Source organism: Rhodococcus sp. IEGM 1372 (assembly GCF_030056835.1).
Lineage (GTDB): Bacteria > Actinomycetota > Actinomycetes > Mycobacteriales > Mycobacteriaceae > Rhodococcoides.
The window spans coordinates 69,539-80,969 of the sequence record NZ_JASHKS010000009.1 but is presented as its reverse complement, the minus strand read 5'-3'; the positions used below and the strand labels follow the sequence as shown (position 1 = coordinate 80,969).

Here is an 11,431-nt window from a genome sequence, read left to right as displayed (position 1 = left end):
AATGCTCAGTGCTCATGGAATCGGCTGCAACCGACCGCGCGTTACGAACCGGCATCTCCCCCGAGGCGGCACACTGGAGTGCATGACAGCACTCGAAGCGCCCATCGTTGCCCAGCAGCTCGGCCGTCGCCTCGCGGTGTGGGGCGGTGGGAGTGTGCTCACCGGAACGATGTTGGCGTTGCGCGGGTCCTCGCCTGCCCGGCGGGCGTTCGGGTTGCAGACGGCGGGGTGGGGCGCGATCGATCTGGCGATCGCGGGTGCAGGCGCGCTGAGCTCGAAGCCCCCGACGGCCGCGAGTTTGAGCCGGCTGCTGTGGATCAATGCCGGTCTCGACGTTCTCTACATCGCGACCGGTGCGCACATCGCCGTCAGGAAGCCTCGGTTCGGACGCCGGATCACTGCTGACCAGGCCGTGGGTCACGGCACTGCCGTCGTCGTGCAGGGCGCTGCGCTGCTCGCGCTGGACACGACTCACGCCCGCATGATTGCCGGCTAATCACACGAGTGTCATTCTCTCCGTAGGTGTTTTGTCAAGTACCGACTCGCCCGATTTGTTGCGCGATCAGTAGATTTGCGTAACACTCGTCCCATCAGTCACATCAGTATCGTGAGTCACACGGGAAACGGTGGGTTCGTCTATGCGTGTACGTAGTCGGCAGATCGCTGTCGGGGCTGTCCTGGCGCTGGCAGTGAGCGGACTCAGCGCTTTGACTGCGCCCACCGTGTCGGCCGAACCGTGTGGTGGGCTCGGCGGGCCGGGCTCGTCTCCGCTGTTCGGGTCGTCGGGCAGCGCGGGCATGTCGGGCAAGAACCCGCAGGGTCCGCAGGGGCCGCTTCCTCGGATCACAGGCAACACGCAGAGCATTGCCTGGGTCACCGGTCCGCAGAGTGTGAACAACACCTACAACGACCTTGCAATGTCGGGTACCGACCTCGGCATCAGCTGGGACAACGGTGCCGGCCAGATCCTGATGGCGTTCGGTGACACGTTCGGCGACTGCTCCTCCGGCAATGCCCAGTGGCGCAGCAACGCGCTCTTCCGCTCGGACAAGGCGTCGACGAACTTGGCGCAGGGCATCGAGATCGGTCCAGCCGATCCCGCGGACAACACCTCCGGTGCCGTCGTGCGTGCAGACAACCCACGCTATGCGGCCGAGATCATCTCGAGCGCAAAGCTACCCAGCGTCGAGGACACGACCATCCCCACGGCGGCCATCGCGATCGGCAACACCCAGTACATCAACTACATGTCGGTGCGGAGCTGGGGCACACCCGGGCGCTGGGTCACGAATTACTCCGCGACAGCGAAGTCCACTGACAACGGCCAGAATTGGTCGACGGATCCCAGGACCATCCGCGTCAACAAGGGTGTCACCATCCCGGGCTTCACCAACGTCCACGAAAGCCAGGGCAAGTTCCAGCAGAGTGCGTACGTCCTGGGCCGCGACGGCGAGTACCTGTACCAGTTCGGTACTCCCAACGGTAGATTCGGCGACGCCTTCGTCTCGCGGGTCGCGCCTGCGGACATCGAGAATCTCGACGCGTACGAGTACTCGACGCAGGATCCGGACCCGACGAAGCAGTGGTCGAAGAACATCGGCGATACGGTCGCCATCGTCAAGGGCCCGGTCAGTGAGATGTCGGTTGCGTGGAACGACTACCTCGGCCGCTACGTGATGATGTACGGGGACGAGAACTCTCGCACTCTGGTGGCTCGCACAGCAGACAATCCCGAGGGTCCGTGGAGTGCGCCGAGGACCATCCTCGACGCCAATCAGACGGCCGGTGGCATCTACGCGCCGTTCATTCACCCGATGTCGAGCGGAAAAGACCTGTACTTCACTGCTTCTCGGTGGTCGGACTACAACGTGCTGCTGTTGAAGACGAACCTTGATGCGCTGAAGTGATCTGCATCGATCGTTCGATGGCCGCGTAGAGGTAGGCGTCGACGTCCAGATCGAGGTCTGCGCCGAGCAGTCCGCGGCGAATGGTCGAGAGATACCTGCTCGACGGTTCGCCGGGCTCGCGCACGGTCGAACTGCTCAGCGTGAAGGCGGACCTTCCGTGGATGTCCGGAAGCCGTAGCAGTGCATCATATTTCCCGCGGAAGCTCTCGCCCTCGCGATCCACTGACAGCTGCGCCCACTGTCCGATGGCGAGCGTCTCCGTCGCCCCGATATCGACGGCTGCGACGACGTTCTCGACCGCGGCCAGATGAGCGAACTGGGCTCGCTCGATCAGATATCCGCGCCCTACAGAGCGATTCGCCGGATCGACCGTCGTGGAGACGAATGCGGACGCTCCGGTCCAGCGCCGGGAGACTCCCGCGAAATACAGCGCATGATCGATCCACAGCCATCGTTCTTCGGCGGGTGGTGACGCAATGGGTGCCGGTGGGTGCGCACCGAATTCGGACCGCTCGTCGGACCCGGTCAGGTAGGTATGGAACCTCTCGCGCAGCAGGTTGGACCCGTACGAGACGTACCACAGCCGATCGGTCACTCGGTCTCGAACAGCTGCCGGTATGCCTCGGCGAGCAGGTCGGACGCGAGGTCGTGGTTGTGTGATGCTGCGCCCGTTGAGTTTCCGGATCGCATCAGCCGGGCGTTGAGGCCGTAGGCGAGGTCGTCGAACGTGTCGTCGTCGATGCCGAGGTCGACGTCCACGTCTTCTTCCAGCAGTGCGCCGAGGTCGATCGACCACGACCACACACGTTCGTCCCGGTGCGGACCGCGTCCTGCGCTGACCGTCTCGTTGGAGACCTCGAGTTGCTCGTCGGTGCGGTCGCGCGGAACGTTGGTGTTGATGCGCAGGTCGAGTTCGATCGTGTCGTCGTCGTGCACGATCTCGTCGACGCGGAGCGTCTCGAAGCCGCCGCACGTCAGCGTCACCAAGCGTCGCGGACCGGTCTCGGCGAGATCGTCGGACAGGGCAGCGATCTGCCACAGATACTTCTCGGTGTTCGCCGGGTCGGGGATCGAGGAATTGAGGTAGTCGGCCACGATGCTGCGGATGGCGGGGTACGCGATGTGGTCGGACAGTTCCCAGAACTGCTTGCGTGCCTTGCCGACTGCCGTGTCGAGCAACGTCGCCCGCTTGGCTCTTTCTTTCGGCAGTGCGGATTTCGCGCTCGGTGCTTCGCCGATCGCGCCAGGATCGGAAGGGCGTTCGCGGAGGCGGGTCAGGCGCGACACGAGCTCCTGCAGCTGCCCCAGCTGATCTGGAGTTCCGGCCGCGAAGTCGAGTGCCTCGATGTCGGCCCACACGTCGAGGTCCGCGGCGAACCGCGCGGCGACCGAATCTGCGTAGCCCGCGTAGGCCGAGCCGTCGGTGAAGTGCAGAACGTAGAGCCCGGCTCGATGTTCCTTGGCCGCGAAGACCGCGGCGATGGATCCGGCGTCGGTGACGTCGAATCGTTCGTAGGCGAATCCGTCGGGTGTGGCAGCTGCGGTCATGGTCGTGAATCTACCGATTCGAGTGGAGAGCACCTATTCCGCGCGTTGTCCGCATTGTCGGAATTTGCAGCCTGTATCGGTAAATGTCTCCAAACATGTTCTGACACCGCTATTTCCGGTTTGTCCGTTCCTCGGAAAGTATTTCCTCTTCCATGAACGAACAGCAAATTTCTGGTGCTATGTTGTGGAATGTCTGTTTCCGCCGCTAACGAAACAAGCAGGAAACACGCGGTGTGAACAATGCCGAGAGCAGTGCCAGTGGGCACCGCCGTGGTGTTAGATGGAAGGTGGTTGCGCGTGGGCGGTTATCTTGCGCGGAGGTTGCTGAACTACGTCGTACTGCTGCTCATCGCGACGTTTCTGACCTACCTTCTGGCGTCGCTCACGTTCGATCCGCTGTCCAATCTGCTCAGCCGTAACCCACCGCCCTCCGACGCGGTGCTGGCCGCCAAGCGCGCGGCTCTGCACCTCGACGACAATCCGGTGTTGCGTTACCTGAAGTGGCTGTGGGCGGTGCTGCACGGTGATTTCGGGCAGACGATCGCGGCCGGTTCGGTCAACGACGAGTTGTGGCGTCGCATCCTCGTATCACTGCGGCTGGTGGTGCTCGGCACCGTGTTGGGAGCAGTGCTCGGTACGTTGATCGGGGCGTACGGAGCGGTTCGGCAGTACAAGATCTTCGATCACGTTGCAACGGTCGTGACGTTCGTTCTCATCAGCACACCGATTCTGGTGCTTGCCCCGGTGCTCAAATACCTGGCGGTGCAGGTCAATCAGAGCACGGGCAGTCAGTTCTTCCAGTACACCGGCGAGACGTCGACGACGCTCGCGCCCGGCCTGATGAACGAAATCGTCGACCGTGCACAGCATTTACTGCTACCCACCGTCGTGCTGATGTTGTTCACCATCGGTGGCTACAGCCGCTACATGCGCAGCTCGATGCTGGACGAGCTGAACATGGACTACATTCGCACCGCCCGCGGCAAGGGGCTCACCCGCGGCCGCGCGATCTTCAAGCACGGCTTCCGTACTGCGCTCATTCCGATGGCCACGTTGTTCGCGTTCGGTATGGGCGCGGTGATCACCGGAGCCACCTTCACCGAGCGCGTATTCGGTTGGTACGGCATGGGGGACTGGCTGATCTACGGCATCACCAGCCAGGACATCAACATCACGCTCGCGGTCTCGCTCTTCACCGCGCTCTCCGTCCTCGTCTCCGGAATGCTGACCGATATCTTCACTGCCGCACTGGATCCGCGCGTTCGCTACGCGGACTGACCCACCACTTCGATCGAGGAAAGGATCGGCGATGGCAACACCTGTGGTTCCCGAGATCGCCGCGGTGGACGGCCAGGGCGAGACGACGGCCCCGATCACCCGCCGTCGACTGGTGCTGCGTCGGTTCCTGCGTAACAGGCCGGCCCTGGTAGGCATTCTGGTGTTGGTGGTGATGTTCGTCGGCGCGTTCGTGCTCCCGCACTTCATCCCCTTCACCTACGAGGAACTCGACGCGTATGCGTTGAACTCTCCGCCGACCACGCGGCATTGGTTCGGCACCAACCAGATCGGGCAGGACGTCCTCGCTCAGACTCTGCGCGGATTGCAGAAGTCGCTGATCATCGGCATGCTCGTGGCGTTGATCTCCACGGTGCTCGCCGGCGTCGTCGGCGCGGTGGCGGGATACTTCGGCGGCTGGACCGACCGCGCCCTGATGTGGGTTGCCGATGTCCTGCTCGTCGTCCCGAGCTTCCTGGTCATCGCCATCTGCTCACCGCTGTTCCGCGACAAGAGCTTCTTCATTCTGGTGCTGCTACTTGCGGCGTTCGCGTGGATGATCACCTCGCGCATCATCCGGGCTATGACGCGGTCGCTCCGGGAGCGTGAATTCATCCGCGCCGCAAAGTACATGGGCGCGACCCCGGCGAGTGTGATCGGCAAGCACGTGCTGCCGTCGATGGCCTCGATTCTCATCGTCGACGTCACGCTCAACGTGGGTATCGCCATCATCGGTGAGGCGTCCCTGAGCTACTTCGGCTTCGGTGTCCAGCGACCCGACGTCTCGCTCGGCACGCTGATCGCCGACGGCACGTCGTCCGCGTTGACGTATCCGTGGCTGTTCGCGTTCTGCTGTGGCGCACTGGTGTTGATCGTGCTGGCCACCAACTTCGTCGGCGACGGCCTGCGCGATGCATTCGATCCGAACTCGACGAGGGGACAGGCGCGTGGCTGAGATTGTGCCGGTGTTGAAGGTCAGCGGGCTCGAGGTCAGTTTCCCCAGTGAGGAAGGGCGCGTCACCGCAGTCCGGGGCTTGGACTACCAGGTCGACAAGGGGGAGGTGTTGGCCATCGTCGGCGAGTCCGGCTCGGGAAAGTCGGTGTCGTCCCTCGCCGTCATGGGACTTCTCCCGCAGACCGCGCGGGTCACCGGATCCATCGAACTCAACGGCCGTCAGCTGCTCGGCCTGTCCGACCGCGAGATGTCTCGCGAGCGCGGACGTTCGGTGGCCATGATCTCGCAGGACCCGCTGACTGCACTGACGCCCATCTACCGCATCGGTGACCAGATCTCCGAAGCGATCTCGGTACACAATCCATCGCTCGGCAAAGCGAAGGTGCACGAGCGTGCGCTCGAGTTGTTGGATCTGGTCGGTATCGCCGATCCGAAGACACGGGCCAGGTCGTACCCGCACGAGTTCTCCGGTGGCATGCGCCAACGCGCCGTCATCGCGATGGCCATCGCCAACGACCCCGACCTCATCATCGCCGACGAGCCCACCACGGCCCTCGACGTCACAATCCAGGCCCAGATTCTGGATCTGCTCCGTACCGCGCGGGACGTCACCGGGGCCGGGGTCGTGTTCATCACCCATGACCTCGGAGTCGTTGCCGGCGTGGCCGATCGGGCCATGGTGATGTACGCCGGTCGCGCAGTCGAGACCGCGCCCGTGGACGAGCTCTATGCGCATCCGTCGATGCCGTACACCGTCGGGCTGCTCGGATCGGTTCCTCGCCCCGACCGGCCGGCCCAGGAGCGGCTCGTGCCGATCGAGGGCACCCCGCCGGCTCTGGTCAACCTGCCGACGGGATGCCCCTTCGGTCCGCGGTGCCCGTTGCACACCGACGCGTGCGACGCAGGCGAACCCCAGTTGATCGAGGTCGCACCGAGCCACAGTGCTGCGTGCATTCGCATCGATGCCGCGACGGCAGACTCGGTGGAGACGGAGTTCGAGGGTGCCCCACGGTCGGAGGCCCCAGCGGAGCTGGTGGTGACGGTTTCGAAGGACGCTCCGGTGCTGTCGGTGACCGATCTACACAAGAGCTACCCGGTGTTCAAGGGATCGGTACTGCGGCGTCGGGCCGGGGAAGTGCCTGCGGTGCAGGGCATCAGCTTCGACGTGCACGCCGGGTCGACGCTGGCGATCGTCGGCGAATCGGGCTGCGGCAAGTCCACGACCCTGCTCGAGATCATGGAATTCGTGAAGCCGCAACAAGGTTCGATCCGGATCAACGGCGTCGAGCCGTACGGCCTGAGCCGCGCCGAGCAACGACAGCTCCGCGCGCACATCCAAATCGTGTTCCAGGACCCGATGGGCTCGCTCGACCCGCGGATGCCGGTGGGGGAGATCATCGCCGAGCCGTTGAAGATCAACGGTGTCCCGATCGACGAGCGCACCCGCCGGGTTCGGGAACTGATGGACACCGTCGGGATGCGTCCGGAACTCGCAGATCGGTATCCCACACAATTTTCCGGCGGGCAGCGTCAACGAGTCGGTATTGCACGGGCTTTGGCGCTGAAGCCGTCGATCCTGGTGCTCGACGAGCCGGTGTCCGCACTCGACGTATCGATCCAGGCGGGCGTGCTGAACCTGCTGCAGGATCTGCAAGCGGAGCTCGGGCTGGCATATCTTTTCGTCTCGCACGATCTGTCGGTGGTGCGTCATCTCGCCGACGAAGTTGCTGTGATGCGCAACGGGGTGTTCGTGGAAAAGGGTCCGACGGCGCAGATCTTCGACGCACCCGAGGACCCGTACACACGGGCACTCCTGAAAGCCATCCCCATCCCCGATCCCGTGCTCCAACGAGCCCGAATCGCCGAGGCCGCAGCACTGGCCGACGCCATCTGATCCTGCAGGTTACGTGCACACTGAGAAAGGTGAATTGATGAGAGCCAAGCTATTTCGGGCACTGGTCCCGATCGCGGTGGCCGTGACCACTGTGGGACTGGTGGCGGGGTGCAGCTCGGGGGATACCGGGCCCAACGCCGACGCGCCTGCGTCCTTCGAGAGCGGAGCGCAGATCAATCCACACCCGATCAGCGATCTACAGCAGGGCGGAAACATGAACTTCCCGCTCTCGCAGGTGCCGACCAACTACAACTACTACCAAATCGACGGCACCACAGTCGACGCTGCGCGGTACTACGCCGCGTTGATGCCTACGGCGTTCAAGGCTGCCGCGGACGCAAGCCTCACGACGGCGACCGATTTCTTCACCGACATCACCGAGTCCGAGGTCGACGGTAAGCAGGTGATCACCTACAACATCAATCCCAAGGCCAAGTGGAGCAGCGGGAGGCCGCTGGACTACACCGACCTCGTGGCCACATGGACTGCGAACAGCGGCAAGGACCCGGCTTACGAGGCGTCCAGCACCGCGGGCTGGGACAAGGTGGAATCCGTTGTGCGGTGAGAACGACCAGCAGGTGACCCTGACGTTCGCTGAGAAGTTCGCGGACTGGCGCTCCCTGTTTTCGCCGCTGATGCCTGCGGAGTCCGTGAACACTGTCGAGGCGTTCAACACCGGTTCGGTCGAGACCATGCCTGCCACCGCCGGCCCGTTCCGCATCCGCACGATCGAGCCCGGCGGCAAGCGCATCGTTGCCGAGCGCAACCCGGACTGGTGGGGTGAGAACCCAGCAGTGCTGGACACCATCACGTACCTGCCGCTGGATACGACGGCAGCTATCGGTGCGTTGCAGAGTGGCGAGATCGACTACTTCGAATTGGGCAGCAGCGCCGATGCTTTCAAGGTTGCCCGCGGTATCCCGAATGTCGACCTGCGGCAGAGCCTGGGCCCGCAGTACCGGCACTTCGACTTCAACGGAGCCCCGGGACGCATCACCTCGGACAAGGCAGTGCGCGTGGCGTTGATGAAGGCGATCGATCGTGACTACCTGGCGACGTCACAGCTCGGTCAGATCACCTCGAGCCCGACTGTCCTGAACAACCACATCTACGTGGACGGGCAGAAGGGCTACCAGGCCAACAACGGCAATATCACCTTCGACCCCGAAAAGGCGAAGGCCGAACTCGACGCGGCCGGTTGGACGATGAACGGGGAGTTCCGATCCAAGGACGGCAAGCAGCTCGATCTGCAGGACATCATTCCGGCCGATACCCCCAATGCGACGCAGGAAGCGCAGATCATCCAGCAGAACCTCAAGGCCGTCGGTGCCAATCTCATCATCCAATCGGTGCCGTCGGATGACTTCTTCGAGAAGTACATTCTGGTCGGCGCATTCGATGTCACCCACTTCACTTGGGAGGGAACGCCGTACTCCTCGAGCAGTGACGGCATCTTCCGGCTCACGCCGGGCAGCACGCTGCAGAACTACGGCCAGGTGGGATCCGAGGAGATCAACGGTTTGCTCGACAAGGCTGCCGCCGAGCTCGACAACGATGCACGCATCGCCGACTACAACGAAGCGGACAAGGCGATTTGGGCCGAGGGCCATAGCCTGACCATGTTCCAGCGTCCGTCGACGTACGCGACCAAGTCGAATCTCGCGAACTTCGGAGCTCCGGGATTCGGCGATCTCGACTACTCGAAGGTCGGGTTCCTGAAATAGCTCACGGTCTCGGATATCCGGTCGGTGCCGCGGCGATCACTCTGGTTGTCGCGGCATCGACCGCTGTCGTCATTGCGCCACTGAGCGTTTTCGTGGCCCTGATCGTCCTCGTCTGGACGGGCTGGTCGACAGCGTGCGCAGTGCTGGCCGGAAGGTCGATGAACACCTCGACCACCGTTCGGCGAGTACGGTTTCAACACCGTATGCGTTCTCGCGGGTACCTGGAAGTACACGAGAACGGTGGGCGGGCCTGGTACCCCGTCTACTTCCACACCGGGCTGCTGGCGATCGTCCCCGACGCCGACGCGCGCGCGAGTAGGTCGATTCTCGGGCGGCGCGCTTTCGTCATCGAACCCGGAATTGTGGCGCTGCCGTCGGGACGGCGTTGTAGTTCGTTGCCTCCCGGCGCTCCGCTCGACGCGCCGCGGTTGAACGAGTCCGACCTCCGTACGCGCAGTGATCGCTTCGGCTCGCTGCGGCGTCGGATCATGCTCGACGCCCCCGCCGCGGTGGCAGGTCCGATCATCGGATTGCTGTGGCTGGTCGTCGACGGAGGCGGATTCGCCGAGTTCGTGGCAGTGACGGTCCTCGCCGCCGTCACCGCTGTGTGGTGGTCCGCAATCGGCGGCAGCGATCCAAGCTGAGCAATTGCCGCGACGCGTGATCGTAACTGCCGAGAAACACCTCCGGTCTACGTTCGGGTTTCGGACAATTCAGGAGGAATCATGGCGCGGTCGATGGCGGAGCAGGCAGCGGAGACGATCACCAAGGGGATCGGACGTCGCGGATTCATTCAGGCGGTGGCCGCGCTGGGCGCGGGCGTCGGGATCGCCGGAACCGCAGCCTGTTCGACGTCGTCGTCGACGAGCACCGCCGCCGCGAGTTCGTCGGCTCCGGCACCGGTCGGCATTCTTCAGCCCGCCGCAGGCGATATCTCCGGCGATCACTACCTGAGTTCCGAAGTCGACAAGGTTCTCTGGGGATACGTCCCGACGGTCGAGTCCGAATCGGTGCTGCAGATGAAGTCCGGTGAGACGGTGACCATCGATGCGCTCAGCCACGAGGGAATTCTCGAGGACCAGGGCCGCGATCCCGTCGAGTTCTTCGGCGGCAAAGGCGTAGCGGAATCCGATGTGCTGCAGGACGCCATCGACATCGCCGGCGGGTACGACCGGACGGTCCGCAACTTCGACGTCGACGGCCCGCACGTAGTGACGGGCCCGGTGTTCGTCGAAGGGGCGCAGCGCGGCGACGTGCTCAAGATCGAGACGCTCGAGGCGATTCCCCGCGTTCCGTACGGCGTGGTGTCGAGTCGGCACGGCAAGGGTTCCCTGGCGGTGACCGCGTCCGGTGAGGCACCCGCAGGTATCAGCCTGGACGAGGTGATGCCGCCGATCGGCAGCGATGGCAGGCCGTCGGGTGATCCGACGCAGTACGGCAACGTCTCCACGTTCACAGCCGTCGAGGACGGGCAGGGTGTGATGCGTTACGGCGATGCGGCCGTGCGCTTTCCGCTGCGCCCGTTCATGGGCATGATGGGCGTCGCGTTCGCCAGCGACCCGGGTCTGACGTCACCCAACGCGAACTCGATTCCGCCGACGCTCGGCGGCGGCAACATCGACGTCGGTTTGCTCGGTGTCGGATCGACGTTCTACCTCCCGGTGTTCGCCGAGGGTGCGTTGTTCTACGTCGGCGATCCGCACATGGCGATGGGCGACGGGGAGGTGGCGCTCACCGCGATGGAAGGTTCTCTGCGCGGCACCTTCCGCCTCACTGTCTGCAAGGCGGGCAGTGGAGATGCCCCGTCCGTCGCGTACTCGTATCCCTTTGCCGAGAACGAGGACTCGTGGATTCCGATCGGTCTGTCCGACCCGGACGGTGCCGTCGGCGGCCAGAGTTCGGACCTGAACGCCGCCATGCGTCGCGCCGTGGTCAACGCGCTCGACTTCCTCGAGACCGACCTCGGTATGGACCGGGCGACGGCCTACGCGTACCTCTCCGCGGCCGCGAACTTCACCGTGTCGCAGGTCGTCGACAAGACGGTCGGCGTGCACGGTCAGATCTCCAAGGCGCACTTCGACCGGTAGGAGTGCGCCTCCGGCGCAGTGGTGCGGGTAAGTGCCTCAGC

Annotated in this window: 11 protein-coding genes; 9 read left to right on the top strand and 2 right to left on the bottom strand. The window is 64.0% G+C overall.

From position 1 onward, the window contains the following. Positions 1-82: 82 nt before the first annotated feature. Together QM590_RS11155 and QM590_RS11150 are read left to right on the top strand one after the other, a co-directional pair. Positions 83-496 carry a DUF6992 family protein gene (locus QM590_RS11155; RefSeq protein WP_269594908.1) on the top strand — a complete coding sequence of 138 codons (414 nt, stop codon included), beginning with the start codon at positions 83-85 and terminating at the stop codon, positions 494-496. Between the two features lie 142 nt (positions 497-638). Beyond that, positions 639-1,907: a glycoside hydrolase family 183 protein gene (locus tag QM590_RS11150; RefSeq protein ID WP_269594909.1), complete on the top strand. Its 1,269-nt coding sequence runs from the start codon at positions 639-641 to the stop codon at positions 1,905-1,907. On the opposite strand, the gene QM590_RS11145 is transcribed toward QM590_RS11150, so the two are convergent. Both QM590_RS11145 and QM590_RS11140 read right to left on the bottom strand, forming a co-directional pair. Continuing rightward, a complete protein-coding gene (locus QM590_RS11145; RefSeq protein WP_269594910.1) occupies positions 1,840-2,502 on the bottom strand; it encodes a hypothetical protein in 663 nt (220 codons plus the stop codon). The genes QM590_RS11150 and QM590_RS11145 overlap by 68 nt on opposite strands. Beyond that, on the bottom strand, positions 2,499-3,455 hold the full coding sequence (locus QM590_RS11140; protein ID WP_269594911.1) for a hypothetical protein: 957 nt from the start codon (positions 3,453-3,455) through the stop codon (positions 2,499-2,501). Before QM590_RS11140 ends, QM590_RS11145 begins: the two co-directional genes overlap by 4 nt. Positions 3,456-3,752: 297 nt before the next feature. Here QM590_RS11140 and QM590_RS11135 point away from each other — a divergent pair, with 297 nt between their 5' ends. The 7 genes from QM590_RS11135 to QM590_RS11105 all read left to right on the top strand — a co-directional run bounded on the left by QM590_RS11135 (position 3,753) and on the right by QM590_RS11105 (position 11,390). Beyond that, complete coding sequence (locus tag QM590_RS11135; RefSeq protein ID WP_269594912.1) at positions 3,753-4,733, top strand: ABC transporter permease; 981 nt, start codon at positions 3,753-3,755, stop codon at positions 4,731-4,733. Between the two features lie 31 nt (positions 4,734-4,764). Next, complete coding sequence (locus tag QM590_RS11130) at positions 4,765-5,685, top strand: ABC transporter permease (RefSeq protein WP_269594913.1); 921 nt, start codon at positions 4,765-4,767, stop codon at positions 5,683-5,685. Continuing rightward, positions 5,642-7,579, top strand: coding sequence for an ABC transporter ATP-binding protein (locus QM590_RS11125; protein WP_269594914.1), 1,938 nt, complete (start codon positions 5,642-5,644; stop codon positions 7,577-7,579). The genes QM590_RS11130 and QM590_RS11125 overlap by 44 nt, the downstream gene beginning before the upstream one ends. 37 nt (positions 7,580-7,616) lie before the next feature. Further along, complete coding sequence (locus QM590_RS11120; RefSeq protein WP_269594915.1) at positions 7,617-8,144, top strand: periplasmic substrate-binding domain-containing protein; 528 nt, start codon at positions 7,617-7,619, stop codon at positions 8,142-8,144. After that, positions 8,134-9,303, top strand: a complete 1,170-nt coding sequence (locus QM590_RS11115) for an ABC transporter family substrate-binding protein (protein ID WP_269594916.1) — start codon at positions 8,134-8,136, stop codon at positions 9,301-9,303. The genes QM590_RS11120 and QM590_RS11115 overlap by 11 nt, the downstream gene beginning before the upstream one ends. Positions 9,304-9,506: 203 nt before the next feature. Next, positions 9,507-9,947: a hypothetical protein gene (locus QM590_RS11110; protein ID WP_269594917.1), complete on the top strand. Its 441-nt coding sequence runs from the start codon at positions 9,507-9,509 to the stop codon at positions 9,945-9,947. 81 nt (positions 9,948-10,028) lie between these two features. Beyond that, positions 10,029-11,390 (top strand): acetamidase/formamidase family protein, encoded by a 1,362-nt coding sequence (locus tag QM590_RS11105; RefSeq protein ID WP_269594918.1) that lies wholly within the window; start codon positions 10,029-10,031, stop codon positions 11,388-11,390. Positions 11,391-11,431 lie beyond the last annotated feature (41 nt).